The organism is Emticicia fontis (assembly GCF_054779675.1).
Window position 1 is genome coordinate 75,263 of record NZ_BAAGXU010000005.1, and the last position, 23,647, is coordinate 98,909.

Sequence of the window (23,647 nt, forward strand, 5' to 3'; positions counted from 1 at the left end):
AATGCTTAAATTAGTAGTTTATTTTAGTACCTATCAATTCCACAAAACGAACTGCAAAAATGTGTTATCATCTATCATTAGAGGCTGATGCTGAACGGCTGAAAGAACGCTATAGAGCCAAGCAATTGAAAAAACTGGAAAAGCTAAAGCCTGTCTATCATGCCAACGCTTTTAGCTTTCTGCCTTGGCCTGTCATTACTGCTGCCGAGCCTGATACCATTCAACTGATGCAATGGGGATTGATACCTTCATGGGCAGGAAATCATGACAAGGCGATGGAGCTGCGAAAAAATACACCCAATGCCCGTATAGAAACCATTTTTGAAAAACCCTCTTTCAGAGAGTCTGCCCATAAAAGACATTGCTTAGTGCCTGCAACTGGTTTTTTTGAATGGCAAACACTAGAGAATAAGAAGATTCCGTACTATATACATTTAAAAAATGAGGAGATTTTCAGCCTGGCCGGAATCTGGGAAGTCTGGACGGATACGCAGAATGGAGAAATGCAGGAGACTTTTTCTATTATTACCACAGATGCCAATCCTTTAATGGCACGAATACACAATTCGAAGAAAAGAATGCCCGTTATATTATCTAAGGAAACTGAACTGGATTGGCTTCATAAAGGGTTCGACAAAACTACCATAGACTCTTTTGCCAAACCTTTCGACGAAAACAAGATGGAAGCTTATACCATAAGCCGCAGAATTTCGGAGAAAGACTCAAATATACCTGATGTGCTAAAACCCTATACCTATTCGGAGTTTACACAAACCAGTCTCTTTTAATTGTATGATTATGAACACAACTAAAAATCTATCTCTGCACAAGAGCAGTATTGCTTTTGGCTTTTTTGCCATGTCTTTTGCGCCGGTTCTTAGCTTTGGACAAAAGTGCAATCATGCCAACGAAGTACAGGCCCTTTTTACCCAGCTGAAAAATAATGGTTTCAATGAGCAGGAGCCTGTGAATTATCACTATTATTTTATTGATAGCGATCCTAAAGACATAGCGCACTTGAAAGAAGTGCTTGTGAAACAAGATTATAAATATGTAGGTATTGCCAAAGTTGCAGGCAAATATCAATTGGAAGTCAGTAAAAAAGAAGCACATACGGCCGGATCAGCCATTGAAAAAGGGAAAGAACTGAAAGCCTTGGCCAATACTAACAATGTAGATGTATTTGATGGTTTTGAACTGAAAATGGCCGAAGGTGTTGATATTTCGGATACGGAAGAAATTGCCGAAGAAATCAGTAAAATTCCACAGCCACAATTATTCAAAAAAGCATTAGATTTTTATAATAAAAATGAAACCAGTAAAGCGCTCGCAGCTTTCGACCGTTGCATAAGTTTAGGCATTAATCCGGAAACGAGTTATTATAAAAGAGGAAATTGTAAAACAACTTTGGGTAACGTAAATGGAGCAATAGTTGACCTGGAAACTGTAGTGCGCCTGAATCCAAAGCATTATGAAGCGAATTTTAATCTGGGAGGCTTGTATCTGGATAAGGAAAACTTTGACAGGGCCATTAACTATTACCAGAAAGCAGTAGCTGCTAATCCACAAAGTGATAATGGATTTTACCGTTTGGCCGAAGCCTATCAGGAAAAAGGTGATAAGAAAAACGCACTTCAGTATTGCGAAAAATCATTAGCTGTTAACCCAAATAATGTCTATGCCAAAGAACTTTTAAAGAAACTGAATTGATAAAATAGCTACTTATTCTAGAAGCGGGAGTTGGTACTGAGCCAGCTCCCGCTTTGGTTTTTATGACTTTTTAGCAGAATATAATTAATTGAAAATGACATTTTGTCATCTATTTTTTTATTAAAATATAATAAAAATGTCATTTTGTCTTGTTTTTTGTGGTGGTATACAAATTGTTAATAAAGTATGCGTCGCCACGAGGTTGTGGCAAATAAATGTTAAACAAGATAAAAATTAATAAAACCATGGCAACATTAGTAAGAAGTTTCGCCCCATCATTTCCATCAGCATTACAAAACTTTTTTAATGATTTCGAGCGTGTCGCTCCAACTCATCAACATTCTTTCCCGGCTGTAAATGTGTTAGAAAGTGAGAATGAATTTAAAATTGAATTAGCTGCTCCGGGTTTGAAAAAAGAAGATTTCAAAATCAATGTTCACGAAAACGTATTAACCATTTCGGCCGAACAAAAAACTGAAAGCGAAGAAAACAAAGACAATGGTAAGTATACCCGTAAAGAATTTAACTATTCTTCATTCAAACGTTCGTTTACTTTACCAAAAACCGTTGACGGAGATAAAATCGTGGCTTCATATAACGAAGGCGTTTTAGGTTTATCATTACCTAAAAAAGAGGAAGCAAAACCAAAAGAACCACGTGCAATAGAAATCGCATAAGTACGTTAGATAGATGATAAAAGGGCAGGATTCCAGCGGGTTTCTTGCCCTTTAATTGTATCAGAAATACCCTTAGTTAAAATTTGTTAAAAAACAATAGTAGTTCGAATTATCATAAATAGTTTTACGTTAAATTTGTATAAACAAGAAAACACTATTTTTGTTACCCTATTAAATAAGCGAGTAAGATTTGAGTATATTTTACTAATGACCGGAACGCCGGTCAGTGTAATCAGAATAATTCAGTTTTAAATCAGCAGTCAAGAACTATGAACAGCACATTAAAAACAATCGGTATTGCTTTAGCCAGTAGTATCGTTACCATAGGTGGGTATCGTATGCTGGGTTTTGAAGGAAAGGATGTAATTTTTAGCGAATCTTCTTCACCAACCTCAATCAATCGTTTAGCCAACTATCCTGGAGGTGGCGCCGCTCCTGGCGATTTCACCTATGCAGCAGAATTATCAACACCTTCAGTGGTACACATCAAAGCGAAATCATCTCGCATGGTGCGTCAGCAACGCTCTATCTTCGATGATTTCTTCGGCGATGATTCTCCATTCGGAATGCCACGCGGTGGCGGTGGTAGCCAGCAACAGGAATCTTCGGGTTCAGGTGTAATCATCTCAAATGATGGATATATTGCCACTAACAACCACGTAGTAGAAGGCGCAGACGAATTAGAGGTAGTAACTTCTGACCACCGTTCGTATAAAGCAAAGGTTTTAGGTACAGACCCATCAACTGACATTGCAGTTATTAAAATCGAAGGTTCAAACTTCCCTGCCATGACATTTGCCAACTCTGATAACGTAAAAGTAGGAGAATGGGTATTAGCAGTAGGTAATCCATTCAATCTCGAATCAACTGTAACAGCAGGTATCGTAAGTGCTAAAGGCCGTAATATCGGTATCCTGGCACAGAAACAACAACAAATGTTCAGACGTGGTGGTGATGATCGTCAATCAAGAACATCAGATGCGATTGAGTCATTTATTCAGACTGATGCAGCTGTAAATCCGGGTAATAGTGGTGGTGCTTTAGTAAACCTGAAAGGTGAATTAATCGGTATCAATACTGCCATTGCCAGCCCGAATGGTGCTTATGCAGGTTATGCTTTTGCGGTTCCATCGAGCATCGTAAAGAAAGTAACAGCTGACATTGTGAAGTATGGTAATGTACAACGTGGATACTTAGGTATCAATCTGGTTGAACTGGATAGCAAAAAAGCTGAAGAAGTAGGTGCAAAAGTATCAGAAGGTATTTATGTAGCCGACGTAATCGACAATGGTGCTGCAAAAGCTGCTGGTATCCAGAAAGGTGATGTGATTGTGAAAGTAGATGGCGTTGACACCAAAAGCGGCCCAAGATTACAGGAAATGATTGGTCGTAAACGTCCGGGTGAATCTGCGGTAGTAACAGTAGCACGTGATGGCAAATTGAGAGATTTCGATGTAACCTTACGCAATCGTGACGGTGGCAAAGATTTCCTGAAAAAAGAAGTTGCAGAAAGCAACAGTACTTTTGAAAAATTAGGTGTTGATTTAGCCGAATTATCGTCAGCAGAAAAACAAAAATTCGGAGTATCAGGTGGTGTAGTAGTGAAAAGAATTTATGATGGTGATATTGCAGACTATACCCAAATGCGTGAAGGATTTGTTGTATTGAAAGTTGGTGAAAAGAAAGTAAACAATGTAAACGACTTCAAAGCGGCGATCAAAGAAGCGAAAGCAAATGGAGATGAAGGCGTAATGATTTGTGGCACTTACCAAAGTGCATCACGTACGACTTGTTATGGTTTGAGTTTGGAATAGTGGCGCAGAGTAGTGCAAATATGAATCCCAGCCCTAAGGCTGGGATTTTTTTATGCCTAAATAGTAACATTTATACATTCTATGGTAAGTAAGTAATAAATGTGTTTTAGGCATTTGAATCAAATTGCCTTTTCTTTATATTCGCATACATCAATACCTAAACTCCAGAATGAAATCACGCAGACACTTTATCCAAAAACTATCGGCTTTTACAGGTGCATCTCTTATCCCATCCTTAAAGGCACTTTCGGCTGATAACCTCTTAACCATTAGTCAGCTAAGCCCGAATAAAACAGCAGAAGAATTAGCCTCTGACGAAGACTATTGGTATCAGATTCAACAAGCCTATACAGTTTCACCGCAGATCATTAACCTGAACAATGGAGGGGTTAGTCCTGCGCCTTTAGTGGTGCAAAATGCTGTTGAACGCTATGGTAAGTTTGCCAACGAAGCACCCAGTTATTTTATGTGGCGGATATTAGACCAGGGCAGAGAACCACTCAGAGAAAACCTCGCTAAATATGGTGGCGTATCACCGGAGGAAATTGCTATTAATCGTAACGCGACTGAAGCCTTAGATACTATCATATTAGGCTTGCCTTTGCAAAGGGGTGATGAAATTGTGATGACACGTTACGATTATCCGAATATGCTTCATGCGTATAGACAAAGAGAATTGAGAGAAGGGCTAAAAATCAATTATGTAGAATTAGATTTGCCTGCTGAAGATAATGACTTAATAGTGAAAAAGTTTGTGGATCAAATGACGCCCAAAACCAAGGTAGTGCATATTACCCATATCATCAATTGGAACGGTCAGATTTTGCCTGCCAAACGCATAGCCGACGAAGCACATAAAAGAGGTATTGAAGTAGTAATTGACGGTGCCCATTCATTTGCACACTTAGAGTATAAAATTCCTGAATTAGGTGGTGATTACTACGGGACAAGTTTACATAAATGGCTTTCTGCACCGATAGGGTCTGGTATGTTGTGGATAAAGAAAGAGAAAATCAGCAAAGTGTTTCCGTTGATACCAAACGATAAACCTAATTCAGATAATATCAGGAAATTCGAAAATCTGGGTACAAGACCTTTTATGATTGAACAAGCCATCGGGCAGGCGCTTAATTTCCAATTGGCTATTGGCAATGCCCGTAAAGAAGCTCGTTTACGCTATCTGAAAAATTATTGGGCTAAAGAGGCCGTAAGCAGTATCCCTAAATTTAAACTCAATACATCACTTAAACAGGAGTTTTCAGGTGCCTTAGCTCACTTTGGTATAGAGGGTTTAGAAGGCGGGAAAATTGAAGGAGAATTATTAGGTAAATTTAAAATCCATACTTCACCTGTGAAGTGGGAAAAATTAGATGGGGTACGTGTAACACCTCATGTATATACTACCTTGAATGATTTAGATAGGCTATTAGATGGTATTAAGCATGTAGCTAAGACATAAAAAAAGGTGGAGATTTCTCCACCTTTTCTGTATCTATAAGAATCTTAGCCAGCCACTTCAACTTTCACCATCAACAAAAACTCATCCATCTCAATCTGGCTCGCATCCTGAATAGCGTCTTGCACGATATTTAAAGAGAGCGCCTGTACTTCCTGGCAGATGTATTCTTTATTTGCGGCAATAGCTGTTACCAGCGCTTCATTATTGTTTTGTAGCTTGATATTGATTTTGTCTGTTACCTCAAAGCCATTGTCTTTTCTATAATTCTGGATACGATTCACAAAATCACGGGCGATACCTTCATTACGTAGTTCTTCCGAGATCGCCATATCTAAAGCTACCGTGATGCCTCCTTCACTGGCTACTAACCAACCAGGTACATCTTCTGTCAATATATCAACATCTTCCAGCTTCAAATAAGAGAAACTTGCTAAAGCTGAATTTGTATAAAGCTCACCACTTTTCTCCAATTCTTTCAATTGCTCAGCTGTCATCGAATTGATGAAGTTGCCTACTTCTTTCATATCCTTGCCATATTTTGGGCCTAAGACTTTGAAATTAGGTTTTACTTTCTTTTTCAGGATACCCGAATCATCATCCAGATATTCAACCGCTTTGATATTTACTTCCGACTTGATGATTTCTTCTACATGGCGGATTTTCTCACGAATGCTTTCCGACAATACCGGAACCAGCACTCTTTGTAAAGGCTGACGAACCTTTATCTTATGCCCTTTACGCAACGAGTGAACCAAAGACGATATTCTCTGCGCCAAATCCATCGATTCTTCTAAATCTGCATCAACCATGTTGGCATCATACTCATTCCATTGCGTGAAGTGTACTGATTCATGCAAGAAATGCGTTCTCTTTTCTTTCGCTTCTTCACGGATACAATCGGTCATATTTCTATATAACCAATCGCCATAGAAAGGAGCGATAGGTGACATCAACTGCGAAACTACCACCAGACAATGTTGAAGTGTTTCGTAAGCTGCTTGCTTGTTCTCGGTCATTTCACCTTGCCAGAAACGACGGCGACACAAACGCACATACCAGTTAGACAATTGGTCACAAACAAAATCCTGTACCAAACGCCCTGCCTTTGTAGGGTTATAGGTCTCATATTGTTCGGCAACCTCTTTTACCAACGTATTTAATTTCGAGAGAATCCAACGATCCATTTCCGGCAAACGCTCGTATGGAACACGATCAGACTCCGTCATTTTATAATTATCCAGATTGGCGTATAGCGCAAAGAAATTGTAAGTATTGGTTAATGTACCAAAGAACTTACGTTGCACTTCTGTAATGCCATCTACATTGAATTTCAGGTTATCCCAAGGCTCGGCATTAGTAATCATATACCAGCGGGTTGGGTCAGCTCCGTATTGTTTCAATGTTTCAAATGGATTCACTGCATTACCCAAACGCTTCGACATCTTATTACCATTCTTATCTAATACCAATCCGGTTGATACCACATTTTTAAAGGCAATAGAGTCATACAACATACCTGAGATAGCGTGCAAAGTAAAGAACCAGCCACGGGTCTGGTCAACGCCCTCTGAAATAAAATCAGCAGGATAGCTATTGTCAAAGATTTCCTTGTTTTCAAACGGATAATGCCATTGTGCAAAAGGCATCGCTCCTGAATCAAACCAGACATCTATCAGGTCGCTTTCACGTTGCATCACTTTGCCACTTGTCGAAACCAGATATACCTCATCTACATAAGGACGATGTAAGTCTTCTTTGTTTTCAGCTAACAACTCCAGGAAATAATCATTCTTCTGTTTTTGTTCTGCTGATAACGCATCATCCTTCAAGGCATGAGTAATGCCATTTTTCAACTCTTCTAAGGATCCTATACAAACTTCCTCACCATCTTCACTTCTCCAGATTGGTAGTGGTGTTCCCCAGTAACGGCTACGCGATAAGTTCCAGTCAACGGCATTTTCCAGCCAGTTACCGAAACGTCCGGTACCGGTGCTTTCCGGTTGCCAGTTGATGGTTTTATTGAGAGCCACCAAGCGGTCTTTCATAGCCGTAGTGCGGATAAACCAGCTATCCAGAGGATAATACAATACAGGTTTATCAGTACGCCAGCAATGTGGGTAAGGGTGATCAAACTTCTGAACGTTGAAAGCCTTATTTTCAGTTTTTAGTTTGATACTGATACGCTCATCAACCGACAAATATTTATCACGACCTTGTTTCTGGCGCTCTGTTTCTTTTTCTGCATCCGTCAGATATTGCTCTTTTACATATTCTAAGGCAAAATCTGTGATTTCTTTTACAAAACGGCCACGTTTGTCAACAATCGGTACATCCTTACCTGTTTCATCCTTAACCATAATAGGCGGAATACCATTTTGTTGCGCTACACGAAAGTCGTCAGCACCAAAGGTAGGCGAAGTATGCACAACCCCTGTACCGTCTTCGGTAGTCACAAAATCACCGATGATAACTCTGAATGCGGCTACTTCAGGTTGCACATAAGGCAATAACTGTTCATATTCAATCCCTTCTAGTTCAGAGCCTTTAAATTCGGCAAGAACAGTCCAGGGAATGATTTTCTTATCTGATGCCTCAAAACCTTCAAAATCTCCATCATGCCCTTTTTCTGATAAATATTTGCTTACCAGAACTTTTGCCAAAACTACATTCACAGGCAGATAAGTATATGGATTAAAGGTTTTCACCAATACATAATCAATATTTTTACCTACCGTAAGCGCAGAGTTTGCAGGAAGTGTCCAGGGCGTAGTTGTCCATGCTAATATATAGACATTATCTCCTTGTGCTGCTTCAAATAAAAAGTCCGATTTCTCCGATTTTTTTACTTTAAACTGGGCTGTCAAAGAAGTATCCTTTACTTCTTTGTAAGTACCCGGCATATTCAACTCATGCGACGAAAGTCCTGTTCCGGCCGCAGGAGAGTATGGCTGAATGGTATAGCCTTTATATAACAAACCTTTGTTATAAAACTCTTTCAGCAAATACCAGATACTCTCGATGTATTCGTTTTTATAAGTGATATAGGGATCATCCAAATCAACCCAATAACCCATTTTTTCGGTCAGGTCATTCCACTGGTCAGTAAAACGCATTACCGTTTCACGACATTGCTTATTATAATCTTCAACCGAAATCTTAACACCTATATCTTCTTTGGTAATACCCAATTCTTTTTCTACTTGTAGCTCAATCGGCAAGCCATGTGTATCCCAACCACCTTTACGTTTTACCTGATACCCACGAAGTGTTTTATAGCGACAAAAAATATCTTTAATCGTACGAGCCATCACATGGTGAATACCCGGCGTTCCATTCGCTGAGGGTGGTCCTTCAAAAAAAGTAAAAGTAGGTGCACCCTCTCTTACCTCGATAGATTGCTCGAATATTTTGTTCTCTTTCCAGAATTCAAGAATCTCGTCAGCAATTGCTGCGTAGTTGACTGATTTATACTCTTTGTAGTGCATAATAATAAGCGAAAATGGGTCCTTCCCCAAAATAGAGTGCAAAGATACGCATTTTTAGTCCAAGGCGTAATACTGATAGCAGAGATTTAGGCTACCATATAGATAGAAAACAGATTTAAGACGAAAAAAATCAAGAAAACAGATTAAATCTTACCAGACAACCTGTCATACATTAAACCTTAGTCTGTTTTTATCAATCTAAACCAATGTACCTTAACCATTAAGCTATGTTACAAAAGCACGCCCAACATCTATTCTGGCGAGCCGGATTCGGAGAATCGCTCTCTGTTGTGAAAGAGGCCGAAAAACATTCGGCAAAGCAGGTTTTCAGGAAAATGCTGAAAGAATCAGAAACATTCGCGCCTATTGAAGTAGTAAGTCCACCCGATATAGCCGGAGATCTGAAGCAACTACGGGAGATGAGAATGGAAAAGAAAGAGACAGGAGGAGTAGGATTTGACCGCGACAAACTAAAAGACCTGCAAAAAGAAAGGAGAGAAGAACAAGCCAAACTAAATACGACCTGGATTGACATAATGAGTGTCGAGAAAGGCGTGTTAAGAGAAAAAATGGCGTTTTTCTGGCATGGGCATCTCGTGGCTCGTAGTATCAACGCTTCCTTTTCACAGAGTTATGTAAATACACTTCGCAAGTATGCTTTGGGTAGCTTTGGAGATTTATTGCTGGCGGTTTCAAAAGAGCCATCTATGCTCCAATTTTTGAATAATAAGCAGAATAAAAAACGAAGCCCTAACGAAAACTTCGCCCGTGAATTAATGGAGCTATTTACATTGGGTAGAGGAAACTATACAGAGAAAGACATTAAAGAAGTAGCCAGGGCTTTCACCGGTTGGGATTTTGACATCAAAGGCAGTTTCATCTTTCGTGAAAGGCAGCATGATGAAGAAGAAAAAATAGTTTTTGGTAAAAAGGGATACTTTAAGGGTGAAGATATTATTCAGATGATTTTGGAGAATAAACAAACTGCTGTCTTTATTACTACTAAAATCTATCAGAACTTCGTCAACGAAAATGCTTCTACTCCCTGGCATCAGGAAAAAATCAAAGATTTAGCTGCAAAATTCTATAAAACCAACTACGATATAACCGACTTGCTCGAAAATATCTATACTTCAGATTGGTTTTATGATAAGCAGAATATTGGTACTCATGTCAAATCTCCGGTTGAATTATTAGTTGGTTTAAAAAGAACTTTAGGGCTAAGTTTCGAAGAAGAACAGACGAACCTCTTTATTCAAAGGGTATTAGGTCAGGTATTATTGTACCCACCTAATGTAGCAGGCTGGCCGGGCGGCAAAAACTGGATTGATAGCTCAAGTCTACTATTCAGAATGCAAATTCCGGCATTGATTTTTACGGATAAAAAGCCTGAAATAAATGCCAAAAGTGACGGTGATATTAATACCGACTATCAGACCCGCAAAAGAAGTTTCCGTGCTAATATAAACTGGGAAACCTATGCCAAAGATTTTTCGGATAAAGAACCAAAATTAATGGCAGAAACAAGCGATTTCCTTTTACAGGTTTCACCTGCTGAGGGCGTCATTCAGGGTATTCAGGATAAAATAAAAACGGATCTTAAACCTGAAATTATCAAAAAAGCCACAATGGCTTTGATGATGTTACCGGAGTATCAGCTATGCTGAAGTTTCACAATTATTTAAAAGATTTTCTACTATTCAAAATATATATAGCTATGGCATCACGCAGAGAGTTTATCAAACAATCCGCTTTAGCAACAGTAGGAGGCATGCTCATACCTAATTTTCTGAAAGCTTATGAAAGAGCGCATTTGGGTATTGGCCAGACATCAAATAAAACCTTAGTCATTGTTCAGCTATCAGGCGGAAACGATGGACTGAATACAGTTATTCCATTCCGCAACGACATTTACTACCAATCTCGTCCAACAATAGGCATTGCGCCTGATAAAGTGCTGAAACTGAATGATGATTTAGGACTTAATCCGGCTATGGATGGTATTCGTCGTTTATATGATGAGGGTTTGGTAAGCATCATTAATAGTGTAGGATATCCTAACCCTGATCGCTCACATTTCCGTTCGATGGACATCTGGCACACAGCCAGTGAATCAACAGAGTACCTGAACACCGGTTGGATAGGCCGCTATTTAGATAATAATTGCGAAGGTAAATGTGTGCCGTATCGTGCCTTGGAAATAGACGATACCTTGAGTTTATCAATGAAGGGAGAGAAGGTAAAAGCATTAGCAGTGAAAGATCCTGAGAAACTGTATAAACAGGTAAGTAAAGAATTTGTCAATAAAGTATCACAAGTTACGCCAACTATTCAAAACGAAAACCTAGCCTATATGTATAAAACTCTGGCTGAAACTTCTTCATCGGCTGAGTTTTTACATGCTAAATCAAAAATATATAAAAGCCAAAGCCAATATCCACAAGGAGAGCTAGGACAAAGACTTAAAACCATTTCTGAATTGATAGTCTCAGAAATGCCGACTAACGTATACTATGTAAGTGTTTCAGGGTTTGATACGCATTTCAATCAGGTGAATCAACAGGAAAGGCTATTGAAAAACTACGCTGATTCGATAAATGTCTTTGTTAGTGATTTACAGAAAAACAATAAATTGAATGAAGTAGTGATTATGACTTTTTCGGAGTTTGGCAGAAGAGTAAAGCAAAATGCCAGCGCAGGTACAGATCATGGTACCGCCAATAATGTTTTTCTGATAGGAGGGAACCTGAAACGCCCTAAAGTATTGAATGAAGCACCGGATTTAAATGACCTGGATGAGGGTGATTTAAAGTTTTCAGTGGATTTTCGTCAGATTTATGCTTCTTTATTACAGGATTGGCTGGGTATGAAGAGTAAAATGGTTTTGGGAAAAGAATTTGAAAGCCTACGTTTGGTGTAATTAGTCAGGTTTTGCGAGCCTTAAAGTAAATATGACCATTAAATAAAAAACGAAAGAAAAACAGAATTAATGTTGTCTTGATACGTTATTTATTAGGAAATTTGTATCCCACTTTTACTAATTTCAAAACAGTAAATGAAAAGTGTATTGAGAATAATTCTACTTCTTCTTATTTCAATTTCAGCCTTCTCACAAGGCATCTGTGACCTTAAAAGCACAGATGGTATTGAAATTGGTGATTTTGATTTGCCTGCTACTGTTTGTAATGGACAAATAGTTGATGCAAAAGATAAATCCGGTGGAACAAGTATAAAATATATCTTCGGTTATAGTGGGCAACCAGCATCGGCAATTTCAGGTATTCCCTCTAAGGATGGTCCAAATGCACAATGGTCTTTTTTATTACCCCCAAGCGTATCATCTGCTGATTATATTGTCTTACAGTATGGTAAAAAAAACGGTAAAGATATGTACAGTTGCAAGGTAGTTAATGTAAGAGATAGTAATAGACCAGACGTTAGTTATGAGGCCTGTAACGGTAATACGGTAAGCATCACTATAAGAAATACACCTGTAAATAATTTTTCTTCGTATAAAGTCAAATGGAGTGATGGGGTGGTGGTCAACGTTCCAGGAACAGCAACATTACCAGTTACTGTTAGTAAAACTTTTCCTGTTCCTACTCCAACTCAGAGTGTTTTGGTAGAAGGATCGGGCTCTTCATTAACCGGTTGTCCTGCTGCTGCGCCAATGACAATTGCAATGGATAGGGGAGAGATGTTTCCAAGAATCGAGAAAATTGATTTAAACGAAGAAGGAACAGAGGCTACTATTACACTTAAAGGAAACCCGGATGCTGAATATAGTATTTTCAGTCGTTCGATTGATAGACCAGGTAATTTAGCAAATCCTTTACCAAACAAAGTAAAATCAGGAACCTTTAAAGTATCTGTAACTGATAAAACAAAAAGCCAGTGTTTTTTGGTTGGTAGAGTAGGAACTATATGTCAGGAATATTCCAATGAAGTTTGCACAATGCCTTTCAAACTAGAAGCAGTTGAGCAGGAAAATAAATTAACGTGGAATGGTCTTGTAACGGGGCCAATATTAAATACAGCGGCTTATACGCATATTACTCGTATAGAGACGAAAATTGTCAGAGAAGAAAACGGAACTAATACAACAACTTTTAATAGCCCAGCGAGCCCGTTTACAGATAACACCGCCGATTGCAGTAAAAAATATTGCTATACGCTTTCTGCAAAAGTAACCAGTACTTATAATAATTATACTGATGCTAAGTATATAGAAACAGCAACCGTTTCTCAGACCCAATGTATAGATAGAAAAAACGTTGTACCAACTGCTTTAACAGAGACAGTTGCCACCGTAAAAGATGATAATACTGTAACAATCAATTTTACAGATAATAGTACCTGGAAATTAGATAGAGAGAAGTATAGGCTGCATCGCTTAGAAAATAATAAGTTTGGCAAAATAGATAGTATTGCATCAACCGCTCCTAAAGCCTTTTTAGATGCAGCAGTTAATCCAAGTAAAGAATCCTATTGTTACGCAGTCGATTTTATAGACAAATGCGAAAGTATTTCGGCGCTTTCACCACCATTTTGTACGGTTTGGCTATCAGAAGGTAATAAAGGCGAATTAGTCTGGACAGACGAAACTCCTTTTGGTGATTCAGGTATTGGCATTTTTGAGGTACAAAGCTATGACGAACATACAGGGGCGATTTCTACCGTAGTTTCTTTATCTGCGTCACAAATAAAATATACGCCAGACTTAAAAGGTTTTGATGAAGAAGCAAAGTTTAGAATAAAAATCACTTCACCTAATGGTACTGAAAGCTATTCTAATACTTATACGCTTCCGGTATTGGTTAAAATACTATTGCCAGATGCTTTTACTCCTAACAATGATGCCATTAATGATAATCTCGAAATAAAAGGGACATTTAAAAGAATTGCTAACTTTGATTTTCAGATTTATAATAGATGGGGGAGCCCTATATTTGTATCTGATGATCCGCTTAAATCCTGGGATGGAAATTTTCAGGGAACCTCAGCTCCTGTTGATACTTATACATATAAAATTTACGCTAAATTAGTCGATGGAACAGAAATAAATAAGAGTGGTAAATTTATGCTTATAAGATAAAACACACTTTATGATAAAACCCTTACGTACTACTTTATGTATACTTTTTTTCCTCAACAATTATATTGATATTCAGGCACAAAATATATTATCTGATATTAAATATCAATTAGGTGCAGGAGCGTATTTATCTGGAAAAACTCCGTTCTGGATGCGCGCCAATCAATATGGAATTGTGCCACTTGAAAGCCCTTTTGTAACTGTTCAAGGAAGCGCTTCAAAAGAGTATGACTCTACTAAAACAGAATTTCAAAAAATAAAAAAATTTGGCTTTGGCTATGGTGCTCAATTAGCTGTGAATGCAGGTAAACAAAGCCAGATATTGTTACCAGAGGCTTATGTAAAAATCCGTTGGAAAGCTTTTGAGTTTTATGCAGGCAGAAGAAAAGAAATAGTTGGCCTTGTAGATACTACAATGGGCGCTGGTTCTTATATTTGGTCTGGAAATGCACTGCCGATACCTAAAGTCCAGATTGCTATACCAAATTATACATCAATTATTGGGCATGGCTTAATTTCTATCAAAGGGGCCTACGCACATGGTTGGTTTGGCAATCAACAATATACAGAAGGGTATTATTTGCATCAGAAATGGCTATATGGTAAAATAGGCCGGGATTCATGGAATGTAAATATCTACGGAGGAGTGAATCATCAAGTGCAATGGGGTGGATATTCGGAAACACTTAAGTATGATGAATACTCTACGAAAAATGGATATTTTACAAGCGATTTATTTACATACCTGAATGTGGTATTACCTATTTACTGGAAAATTCCAGCTAGTAAGTATAGTAACTATGAAATCGAAAATAGGTTCGGAAATCACTTGGGTAGTTTTGATTTAGGGTTGACCTTTAAACTTAGAAATACTAAACTATTTTTTTCCAGACAAGTCCCGTATGAAGATGGACAGTTTCCAGAGACTTTTCTTTCAATGGATGGAAATTATACCTTTAGCATTGAAACCTCTCAAAAGGAATATTCAAAAATTAGTATTTCATATCTGGACACAAGACGTCAGGCAGGAGAACTTAGTCAATTTGCCCGGTTTATTGGAAAAAGAGAAACTCACTTTGGTGAAGTGCAAAATTATTTTAATCATGGCCAATACATTGATGGGTGGAGCTACAGTGGCAATGGAATAGGTACTCCATTTATTGTACCTAACATTAATTTGACTGACAAAAATCAAGCTAAAGATTATACTTTTTTTTCGATAGATAATAGAGTACAAGCCTATAATATTTCAGTCGCCGGACAAATTGCATCCGTGCCTTACAAATTTCAGAGTTCTTTTCTTAGAAGTATTGGTAGATATGGTTTTACTAGAGTTCCTGCGTTGCAACAATATTCTGGGTTATTTTCAGTAGATATTCCCTTTAAAAAATTACATTTAGGTTCAAAAATGCAGCTTGCTTTTGATATTGGAAATATTTACGGTAATAATTCTGGTGTTAATTTCATGCTTGTAAAAAAATGGTAGTCTTCCTTTATACTTAAATATGAAACTCTTCTACAAAATTGTATTTTTAATCTTTCTTTGCCCTTCTTTATTTGGACAAAAGATATTCAAGAATTTAAAATATCAAACATCAGGTAGTGCCTATTTTTCAAGCTCTGGAGAAACCCCATTTTGGCAACGTTCTAATCAGTATGGGATAATTCCACTAAAGAATCCAGGACTTAACTTAGAAGGGGGTGTTCATAAAGAATACGATTCTACGTATAATAGCGATAATCGATTGAATAAATTTAGTATAGGTTATGGAATTGATGCAGTTGCTAATTTAGGCCGAACAAACCGGGTTTTACTTCCCGAAGCATATATAAAAGCTCGTTTTGGTGTATTTGAGTTTTACGGAGGTAGAAGAAAAGAAGTGATAGGATTAATAGACACCACAATGTCATCAGGCTCTTATATTTGGTCTGGTAATGCGCTACCTATTCCTAAGATTCAAATTTCTATTCCAAATTATACACCAATTTTAGGAAATGGTTTATTATCAATTAAAGGAGCGTTTGTTCATGGTTGGTTTGATAATGGATTTGTAAAAGATTTTTATTTACATCAGAAATGGTTATATACAAGAATTGGTAAACCAAATTGGAAAGTAAAAGTATATGCTGGTTTTAATCATCAGGTTCAATGGGGTGGTAGATATGCAGTTCCCCAATCTGATCCCAATGGATTAGTTATAGATAAACTTCCATCAGGATTAGATGCTTATCTCCATGTCATAAGCGGTATCTCCGTTAATAAAGGTGATAATGGAGTAGATACGGGAAGACCGCTCAATGAAGAGTGGAATAGAATAGGTAATCATTTAGGTACAATAGATGTAGGTACAGAAATAGATTTTACCCATTTTGATATATTATTATATAGACAGAATATTTATGAAGACGGTAGTTTATTTTATTTGAATAACATTCAGGATGGGCTATTAGGAATATCGTTAAAAAGAAAGAATGTTAAAAACGGATTGCTAGGAGTAATAATAGAATACTTAAATACGACAAGCCAGGGAGGAGAAACGGAAAGTACAAATGATATTCCACAATTACGTGGACGAGATAATTATCTCAATAATTCAACCTATAGAAATGGATGGTCTTACAACGAGTTAACGCCAATTGGAACGCCGTTTATTCCTAATAATTCTTCAATTCTTAATTCCTTACCGAAAGCCCCACAAAACTTTACTTCAAATAATCGGGTGCAAGCAGTATATTTTAGTTTAAAAGGACGTTATAGTGGTGCTATATGGACACTAAAGTATGCTTTAAGCAAGAATTACGGTACATATAATTTACCCTATAACGGCCTCATACAAAATACATATTATTTATCGATACTTAAGCCATATAAGAAGTTTAGCATTAGTTCTTCGTTGGCAGTAGATAATGGCGAATTATTCAAAAACACTCTCGGTTTCGATCTTAAAGTCGCTCGTAACTGGTAATGAAGGCTTTGGTTGTTGTTTTCTTTTACCAATAAAATAGATTGCCTGAATCAAACCAAAAACGGTTACAAAGAATACACTACCCCAAATTACCATTTTGTTGGCCCATGTTTGAGGGTCATTAGCAAATAATAATAGAAGGCCTATAGAAAGTGCATTGATAAAAATATATAAATAAGCTACTTCTGTTTCTTTAAAGCCAAAATAAACTAAGTGATGAGTTGTATGATCTTTTCCTCCAACAAATGGTGATTGTCCTCTCATTAAACGATTATAAGTAACAGTGATTGTATCTATTAACGGAATGATAAAAAGTAGGGCTGGAAAAACTAATTGTCTGAATTGAAATGTATCTACATTTGGTACTCTTTCTCCCCATACTAGTATTATACTGAAAGTTGCCAGAAAAACACCTAAAAATTGGCTCCCGGCATCTCCCATATACATTTTAGCTGGATACCAATTATGATATAAAAATCCAACCACAGAAGCTAAAATGGCTAATAAAGTGAACTCTATTGTTTTGTCTTCAAATCCTCTTATGTAAAGTAGTGCTAATAGACCAATAATGATCATTGCTGACGATGAAGCTGTAATAGCATCCATATTATCAAGCATATTGATAGAATTCATCAACCCAACAACCCACAATGATGTAAACAAAAAGTTTACAAGCGGATATTGGGGCATAATATGGATTTGAATATCAGCAAAAAAAAGTAAAATAGCGCAGGAAAATTGACCAATGAACTTTAGCATGGGATTCGTATTATACGTATCATCTGCAAATCCTATAAAGAACCCTAAAGATAATGCCCCGAAAATTCCAAGTAGTTGAGTTTTGTTTACCAATAAAAGATGATTATTCTGTATCCCTACAAATGCCATGATTCCAAGAAATACAAGATAAAACCCAAATCCTCCTAATGAAGGTTTTGACGTAGAAGCCCAGCGTACTTGTTTAACTTCTTTTCCTCTGGTTCCTAAATTTTTAGAGAAAACGAGCAAAATTGTATTTGCTAATACTGTAATAAGGCTAGAGAATATAAAGATAAAGATGTGTTTCATGGTCATTAGTTTTATATATTTATTTGTTTTTCATGTGCTCCATTACTTTTAATATGCCTTCATCTAATGACAAAAGCTCACGGTTAAGTATTTGTTTCATCTTTGTGATGTCCGGCTTTCTTCTTGTCATATCACCTTCTTTTAGTGCTGGAAGGTGGATGATTTTTGAACTAGACTTTGTCAGGTCAATTACTTTCTGAGCTAATTCTAAAATGGTGTATTCGACATCATTCCCTATATTGATTATATCATTTTCGAAATAACCTTCAGATAATATTTTATTGGTTACCTCTAGATTATCATTTATATAGCAGAATGTGCGAGTTTGTTTACCTTCACCATAAATAGTAATATCATTATTATGCAATGCTAAACTAATAAACTTTGCTACAACGAAATCAATACTTTGATTAGGGCCATAAGTATTAAAAAAACGGAATATGGTATAATTTAAACCATATTCTTGATAATAAGACTTTAAGAATGCCTCTCCTAAATTTTTGACTATAGCATACGGTAGTCTTGAATTCAATGGAGTTGTTTCTTCATGTTGTGGAATCTCTACTGGCTCTCCGTATACTTCAGAAGAGGAAGAGTAAAAAACTCTTTTTACCCCAGTATTTTTTGCTAAATCAAGAACATTCTTTATCCCTTCAATATCATCTAAAACCATCTTAGGGTTATCTAGAGTTCGTTTCACGCCTACTACAGCGGCATAATGGAATACATAATCAAATTGATATGCTAGCATAACAGCTGCTATATCTCGATAATTATTGACATCCCCTCTGATAAATTTCCAATTTGATAGGCTTTTTGATGGTAATTTATCGACGCTACCGGTTAACAAATTATCAAAAATAACGATGCTATGTTGGGGGTTTTGAGATAAATAATTAGCCAGACTACCTCCCACATTCCCAGCTCCTCCAGTAATTAATATTTTAGACATAAAGCAAAAATAGCCAATAGATATATTATGTAGAACTTTTTTTAGAAAAATTTATTAATCGGTTATTGATAAAGACTAAAAGTGTCTTGTATTACTTTATCAATAGAGTATTCCTGAATAGCAATTTCATGAGCATTTTGTGCTAATTGTAGTCTTAACTCACTATCAATAGCTAACCTTAGTATTGCATTCTCTAATTCAATAACGTTTTGTGAAGGTACCAAAAGACCATTAACTTCGTGTTTAATAATCTCTCTGCATCCAGGGACATCTGTCGTAATAATGGCTCTTTCCAGCATAGACGCCTCTATTAAAACTTTAGGTAATCCTTCTCTATATGAAGGTAATACTACAATATTAGCCTTGGCTAATATTGCTCTCATATCCTTTTGATGGCCCCACCAATCAACAAAACCTTCCTTGACCCATTCTAGTATCTCCTCCTCTGCAATCCACGCCGGATTTTCTTTATCAATACCACCTACTAAAACAAATTTAAGGTTCTGTCTATCCTTTAAATTTTGTGCTACATTTACGAATTCCCTTACTCCTTTATCTATCAACATCCTGCTAGGCAGCATGATAATAAGTGGGTCGTTTTTAGGTTCTTCTACTTTCTGGAAAACTTTTGAATCAACACCTGAACCTTTTATAATAACAATTTTGTCCTTTTGAATGATTTTATTTTCTATAAATAATAAACTATCATCTTGATTTTGTAGAATAAGTTTATTTTTTGTATAGCTTAAAACAAATCGCAAAAAGACCAGAAGAAATTTCCCTGTTTTCCTATTATCTGTAAAAGAATAGCCTAATCCGGATAATGCGTTTATAGTTTTTTTTGTGCCTAATATTCTAGCAATCAACGTGCCATATAATACTGGCTTCATTGCTACCTGATGAATAATATCAGGATTTACTTTTTTATACATTTTGTATAAAAAAAGTAAACTTTTTAACTCATTTAATGGATTTTTTCCAGCTCTTGATACTTCCCACGGGATATATTGTATGCCATGTTTTTGAACTTCATGCCCTACACCAGTATCTCCTGCGAGTAAATACACTTCCCAATTATTTTTAACAGCCTCTTGTGCTAATGGGAGCCTATGAGAAATAAAAAACCAATCTACATTTGCTACGAATAAAATCCTCATTTGGAAATACTTTGAGTAGCAAAGTTATAGATTGGTTTGGGGAAAAAAAAAAAATATTACATTATTTTAGATTTTTCTTCAATTGCTCATTTTCTTTTTTCAACTGCTCTACTTGCTTATTAATGTCTATTAAATAAAGAGTTAGCTCTTCTATTTTTTCCATCAATTTAGCACTAGTTTGTGAAACATCTAAGCCATTTTTAGACATATCTTCAGCAGAAGGAACATTAGGTAAATGCTTATTTTCTTTTACAAATGATTCAACTTTATCTAATGGCATTAATTTATATGAAGGTTCAAAAACATAGTCAGCCCAATCAGCAGTACCTTTTACTGCAACTTTGATTTTCTCAGTTATAATACCATCTTGTACAATTAGACGATAGCTATTGTTTGTTGGCATTGCAAAAGTTGTTTCAAAGTTACCAACTGCTAAGAAACCAACAGTTGTAGATTTTGTTGCACCTAAATTGATTTTTAAGTTCTTATTGTCAAATTCACCTTTAATAAGTGGGTTTGCAGTATTTGAGTTGGCGATATAAAGCTTTTGACTACCAGCTTCTGAATAACCAGCTTGTGTACCAATGAAAAGGTTACCAGTACCAGTAGCACTAAAACCAGCTTGATATCCGATTGCAACGTTATTATTCCCAGTTACTTTATTTAAAGCCTGAGAACCAATAGCCATATTTCCTGTTCCAGAAACGTTAAAATATAAAGCACCCCAACCAAGACCTACGTTATCACTACCAGTTGTATTACTACCAACAGCGTCACCACCAAAGGCAAGGTTTCTACTTCCAGTTGTATTACTATAAAGAGCATATCTACCAACAGAAGTATTATATTCACCAGTAGTATTGCCTTTTAAGGCATAGAAACCTGCAGCAGTATTTTTAGTACCAGTAGTATTGCTGAACAAGGTATAAGCACCAAAACCACTATTCTGATCAAAAGTAGTTGATGTTGCAGTGTTATAATTCAATCCACTATTTAAACCAAAAAGTGTTGTTCCATTAGCATCAAGTGTACCAGATTTTCCTCCATTTATTTTAAATACTAAATCTTTATTATCAGTAGTTCCGATAAAATTGGTACTAGGATTCGTACCAGCATTCCCAATAATTGTCCAGTCCCCATCAGTTCCTGCAACTGATTTGTCACTTACAGTATTAGTGGTCATGCTTTTCCACTCACTCCCATTATAGAAGTAAAAACCTGATAAATTATCAGTTTGATAAATTATCAAACCTTCAGCTGGGTTTTGAATCGTTGCTCTTTGAAATAAAGTCATTCTTGGAATTAATAGACCCTTATTTGATGAATTAATATCAAGAATAGCTGACTGATCAGGCTTAGTTGTGCCTATACCAACATTATCCTTTTGTGCAAAGGTTTGAGTTGCTGATAGGCAGATAAGAATACCTAAAGCGGATTTGTAAATCTTGTTCATTTTGTATAATATTTAATTGTATTATAGTTTTTGTATAAAAGTATTATAAAAATAAATATTTCGAAAGTTAAATATGAAAATTTTATTTAATGGTAAACGGGTATTTGCTTGTAGGTAATAGTTATTAAATGCCTTAAAAGGTAGTAGCGTAATTAAAACTTGGACACAAAAATAAGTTAACTACTTAACTTTGTGTACTATGACAAAACATCGGAAGAAATGGACTCCGGAGCAGAAAATGGAGATTCTGGATTATAAAAAGACACATGGACTTACGAAGGCTTCACGAGAGTATGAAGTAAGTACAGTAAGCATTCTTAATTGGGAGAAGGTCTATTCAGAACAAGGACCGGAAGGATTTAAAAAGGGTGCCAAGACTGAAGTACTCCCCTTATCTTGGGCAGCACTTATTCAAAATTAAGAAACATTTGGTAGTTTTCTATAGTTAAAATACACTTCATTGGGAGTAAGGCGTTCAAGAGCCTCATGTCTTCTTTCTTTGTTGTAAAATTTCACATATTTTTCCGTTTCTGAGAATAATTCCCACGCATCTTTTGGAGGATTCAGGAAGAGATATTCGTACTTGTAACTCCTCCAATATCGTTCGATGAAAACGTTGTCCAGCGCCCTTCTTTTTCCGTCCATAGACTGCTTTATTTTGTGATTTTTGAGCAAACTCACGAACTTCAAACTGGTAAATTGACTTCCTTGATCTGAGTTGAAAATTTCAGGTTTTCCGTATTTTCGGATAGCAGATTCAAGTACCTCGAGCATCCAGGCTACGCTCATGGTGTTGGAAGTTTCCCAGCCCAGGATTTTACGGGAATACACATCAATAATAGCAAATTTGTACATGAAGCCTCTCTGCATGGCTACATAATTTATATCAGCCTGCCACACCTGATTAGGCCGATTGATGGTCAGATTATTGAGCAAATACGGGAAGATGAATGCATTTTTCGCTTTTTTACTTAGCCCGGGTTTGGGCATCAGCGTATCCAAAGCCATCATTTTATACAGCCTGCGGATACGTTTTATATTTACTCCCAGCCCATAACTGTAATTGATATAAGCGGTCATACGCTCTACTCCATAAAAAGGACATTCCGTAAACTTAATATCAAGCTTGTTCATAAGGACCTGGTTAAGCAGGTTCTCTCCCCGGGGCTTAAAATAATAACTGCTGCGCGGAAGTTCCAAAAGAGTAAATTGCTTACTGACAGCAAGTTTCCGGTAAGAAGGTGTAACCAGTATCCTTTTTTGATGTACGCTCATTTTCCCAAGACTTTTTTTAAAAAATCCACCTGCACCTGAAGCTCCCCGATTTTGGAGTACAGCTCCTGTTCTTTTTTCTCTGATTCTTTCTGATTCGGAACTTCCTTCTCAAAAATCGTTGTGGCTCTCTCTAAAAATTCGTGCTTCCACTTTGTCACCTGTGCCGGTGAGATTTTAAATTTGCTGGAAATCTGAAGTACTGTACTTCGTTCCTTGATCGCCTCTAAGGCTACTTTGGCTTTGAAATCAGCCGAAAATTTGCGTCGTTCTCTTTTCATATCAACCTCTAAGTTATTACTTATTCGGCTGTCCAGAAAATCGGGAGTACTTCACAATGAGGAAAGTTTATTTTGATATTTATTAGACATATTTAGGAATTGTTAAACCTCATTATCTATCTTCTCAATATTCTTCACACATTTCAGACAATACTATTTCAGTTTTAGAGAATAAGCCAATGTTTAATTAGCTATTATTTTAACGTGAGTTCGGGATTAGAATAAAAAGTCAAAAGGGCAAAAAAATGAGATATTTGT

Annotated in this window: 18 protein-coding genes; 11 read left to right on the forward strand and 7 right to left on the reverse strand. The window is 36.7% G+C overall.

The genetic code is table 11. The annotated features are described in order from the left end of the window. Positions 1-59 precede the first annotated feature (59 nt). From ACYVFA_RS04300 to ACYVFA_RS04320, 5 genes are all read left to right on the forward strand, one after another. Complete coding sequence (locus tag ACYVFA_RS04300) at positions 60-788, forward strand: SOS response-associated peptidase (protein ID WP_460470570.1); 729 nt, start codon at positions 60-62, stop codon at positions 786-788. A gap of 10 nt (positions 789-798) precedes the next feature. Continuing rightward, positions 799-1,710 carry a tetratricopeptide repeat protein gene (locus ACYVFA_RS04305; RefSeq protein WP_460470571.1) on the forward strand — a complete coding sequence of 304 codons (912 nt, stop codon included), beginning with the start codon at positions 799-801 and terminating at the stop codon, positions 1,708-1,710. A gap of 245 nt (positions 1,711-1,955) precedes the next feature. Continuing rightward, complete coding sequence (locus ACYVFA_RS04310) at positions 1,956-2,387, forward strand: Hsp20/alpha crystallin family protein (protein WP_460470572.1); 432 nt, start codon at positions 1,956-1,958, stop codon at positions 2,385-2,387. 269 nt (positions 2,388-2,656) lie between these two features. Next, a complete protein-coding gene (locus ACYVFA_RS04315; protein ID WP_460470573.1) occupies positions 2,657-4,201 on the forward strand; it encodes a Do family serine endopeptidase in 1,545 nt (514 codons plus the stop codon). Between the two features lie 169 nt (positions 4,202-4,370). Next, positions 4,371-5,660, forward strand: a complete 1,290-nt coding sequence (locus ACYVFA_RS04320; protein WP_460470574.1) for an aminotransferase class V-fold PLP-dependent enzyme — start codon at positions 4,371-4,373, stop codon at positions 5,658-5,660. 44 nt (positions 5,661-5,704) lie between these two features. Here the strand turns inward: ACYVFA_RS04320 and ileS are convergent, their stop codons facing one another. Further along, positions 5,705-9,145 (reverse strand): isoleucine--tRNA ligase, encoded by a 3,441-nt coding sequence (gene ileS, locus ACYVFA_RS04325; protein WP_460470587.1) that lies wholly within the window; start codon positions 9,143-9,145, stop codon positions 5,705-5,707. Positions 9,146-9,372: 227 nt separating this feature from the next. Here ileS and ACYVFA_RS04330 point away from each other — a divergent pair, with 227 nt between their 5' ends. The 5 genes from ACYVFA_RS04330 to ACYVFA_RS04350 all read left to right on the forward strand — a co-directional run bounded on the left by ACYVFA_RS04330 (position 9,373) and on the right by ACYVFA_RS04350 (position 17,206). Then, positions 9,373-10,812, forward strand: a complete 1,440-nt coding sequence (locus ACYVFA_RS04330) for a DUF1800 domain-containing protein (RefSeq protein WP_460470575.1) — start codon at positions 9,373-9,375, stop codon at positions 10,810-10,812. Between the two features lie 50 nt (positions 10,813-10,862). Then, a complete protein-coding gene (locus ACYVFA_RS04335; protein ID WP_460470576.1) occupies positions 10,863-12,065 on the forward strand; it encodes a DUF1501 domain-containing protein in 1,203 nt (400 codons plus the stop codon). Between the two features lie 135 nt (positions 12,066-12,200). Next, complete coding sequence (locus tag ACYVFA_RS04340) at positions 12,201-14,240, forward strand: T9SS type B sorting domain-containing protein (protein ID WP_460470577.1); 2,040 nt, start codon at positions 12,201-12,203, stop codon at positions 14,238-14,240. Between the two features lie 10 nt (positions 14,241-14,250). Then, positions 14,251-15,726: a capsule assembly Wzi family protein gene (locus tag ACYVFA_RS04345; RefSeq protein ID WP_460470578.1), complete on the forward strand. Its 1,476-nt coding sequence runs from the start codon at positions 14,251-14,253 to the stop codon at positions 15,724-15,726. Positions 15,727-15,745: 19 nt separating this feature from the next. Beyond that, entirely contained in the window at positions 15,746-17,206 is a 1,461-nt protein-coding gene (locus ACYVFA_RS04350; RefSeq protein WP_460470579.1) for a capsule assembly Wzi family protein, read from the forward strand. On the opposite strand, the gene ACYVFA_RS04355 is transcribed toward ACYVFA_RS04350, so the two are convergent. The 4 genes from ACYVFA_RS04355 to ACYVFA_RS04370 all read right to left on the reverse strand — a co-directional run bounded on the left by ACYVFA_RS04355 (position 17,156) and on the right by ACYVFA_RS04370 (position 21,836). Then, entirely contained in the window at positions 17,156-18,274 is a 1,119-nt protein-coding gene (locus ACYVFA_RS04355) for a glycosyltransferase family 4 protein (RefSeq protein WP_460470580.1), read from the reverse strand. The genes ACYVFA_RS04350 and ACYVFA_RS04355 overlap by 51 nt on opposite strands. 19 nt (positions 18,275-18,293) lie before the next feature. Beyond that, positions 18,294-19,226 (reverse strand): Rossmann-fold NAD(P)-binding domain-containing protein, encoded by a 933-nt coding sequence (locus ACYVFA_RS04360; protein ID WP_460470581.1) that lies wholly within the window; start codon positions 19,224-19,226, stop codon positions 18,294-18,296. A gap of 62 nt (positions 19,227-19,288) precedes the next feature. After that, entirely contained in the window at positions 19,289-20,383 is a 1,095-nt protein-coding gene (locus tag ACYVFA_RS04365) for a glycosyltransferase family 4 protein (protein ID WP_460470582.1), read from the reverse strand. Between the two features lie 61 nt (positions 20,384-20,444). Beyond that, positions 20,445-21,836 carry a hypothetical protein gene (locus ACYVFA_RS04370; protein WP_460470583.1) on the reverse strand — a complete coding sequence of 464 codons (1,392 nt, stop codon included), beginning with the start codon at positions 21,834-21,836 and terminating at the stop codon, positions 20,445-20,447. A gap of 199 nt (positions 21,837-22,035) precedes the next feature. Between ACYVFA_RS04370 and ACYVFA_RS04375 the strand changes: the two genes are divergently transcribed. Next, entirely contained in the window at positions 22,036-22,257 is a 222-nt protein-coding gene (locus ACYVFA_RS04375; RefSeq protein ID WP_460470584.1) for a transposase, read from the forward strand. Here ACYVFA_RS04375 and ACYVFA_RS04380 read toward each other — a convergent pair. Together ACYVFA_RS04380 and ACYVFA_RS04385 are read right to left on the reverse strand one after the other, a co-directional pair. Continuing rightward, positions 22,254-23,111, reverse strand: coding sequence for an IS3 family transposase (locus ACYVFA_RS04380; protein WP_460470585.1), 858 nt, complete (start codon positions 23,109-23,111; stop codon positions 22,254-22,256). The two genes, ACYVFA_RS04375 and ACYVFA_RS04380, sit on opposite strands and share 4 nt — an antisense overlap. Continuing rightward, positions 23,108-23,389, reverse strand: a complete 282-nt coding sequence (locus ACYVFA_RS04385) for a transposase (RefSeq protein ID WP_460470586.1) — start codon at positions 23,387-23,389, stop codon at positions 23,108-23,110. The genes ACYVFA_RS04380 and ACYVFA_RS04385 overlap by 4 nt, the downstream gene beginning before the upstream one ends. Positions 23,390-23,647: the final 258 nt, after the last annotated feature.

Excerpts from the sequence above, each read along its gene's own strand:
- ACYVFA_RS04300 (WP_460470570.1), top strand. The coding sequence starts at position 60 with ATGTGTTATCATCTATCATTAGAGGCTGATGCTGAACGGCTGAAAGAA.
- ACYVFA_RS04305 (WP_460470571.1), top strand. The coding sequence starts at position 799 with ATGAACACAACTAAAAATCTATCTCTGCACAAGAGCAGTATTGCTTTT.
- ACYVFA_RS04310 (WP_460470572.1), top strand. The coding sequence starts at position 1,956 with ATGGCAACATTAGTAAGAAGTTTCGCCCCATCATTTCCATCAGCATTA.
- ACYVFA_RS04315 (WP_460470573.1), top strand. The coding sequence starts at position 2,657 with ATGAACAGCACATTAAAAACAATCGGTATTGCTTTAGCCAGTAGTATC.
- ACYVFA_RS04320 (WP_460470574.1), top strand. The coding sequence starts at position 4,371 with ATGAAATCACGCAGACACTTTATCCAAAAACTATCGGCTTTTACAGGT.
- ileS (WP_460470587.1), bottom strand. The coding sequence starts at position 9,145 with ATGCACTACAAAGAGTATAAATCAGTCAACTACGCAGCAATTGCTGAC.
- ACYVFA_RS04330 (WP_460470575.1), top strand. The coding sequence starts at position 9,373 with ATGTTACAAAAGCACGCCCAACATCTATTCTGGCGAGCCGGATTCGGA.
- ACYVFA_RS04335 (WP_460470576.1), top strand. The coding sequence starts at position 10,863 with ATGGCATCACGCAGAGAGTTTATCAAACAATCCGCTTTAGCAACAGTA.
- ACYVFA_RS04340 (WP_460470577.1), top strand. The coding sequence starts at position 12,201 with ATGAAAAGTGTATTGAGAATAATTCTACTTCTTCTTATTTCAATTTCA.
- ACYVFA_RS04345 (WP_460470578.1), top strand. The coding sequence starts at position 14,251 with ATGATAAAACCCTTACGTACTACTTTATGTATACTTTTTTTCCTCAAC.
- ACYVFA_RS04350 (WP_460470579.1), top strand. The coding sequence starts at position 15,746 with ATGAAACTCTTCTACAAAATTGTATTTTTAATCTTTCTTTGCCCTTCT.
- ACYVFA_RS04355 (WP_460470580.1), bottom strand. The coding sequence starts at position 18,274 with ATGAAACACATCTTTATCTTTATATTCTCTAGCCTTATTACAGTATTA.
- ACYVFA_RS04360 (WP_460470581.1), bottom strand. The coding sequence starts at position 19,226 with ATGTCTAAAATATTAATTACTGGAGGAGCTGGGAATGTGGGAGGTAGT.
- ACYVFA_RS04365 (WP_460470582.1), bottom strand. The coding sequence starts at position 20,383 with ATGAGGATTTTATTCGTAGCAAATGTAGATTGGTTTTTTATTTCTCAT.
- ACYVFA_RS04370 (WP_460470583.1), bottom strand. The coding sequence starts at position 21,836 with ATGAACAAGATTTACAAATCCGCTTTAGGTATTCTTATCTGCCTATCA.
- ACYVFA_RS04375 (WP_460470584.1), top strand. The coding sequence starts at position 22,036 with ATGACAAAACATCGGAAGAAATGGACTCCGGAGCAGAAAATGGAGATT.
- ACYVFA_RS04380 (WP_460470585.1), bottom strand. The coding sequence starts at position 23,111 with ATGAGCGTACATCAAAAAAGGATACTGGTTACACCTTCTTACCGGAAA.
- ACYVFA_RS04385 (WP_460470586.1), bottom strand. The coding sequence starts at position 23,389 with ATGAAAAGAGAACGACGCAAATTTTCGGCTGATTTCAAAGCCAAAGTA.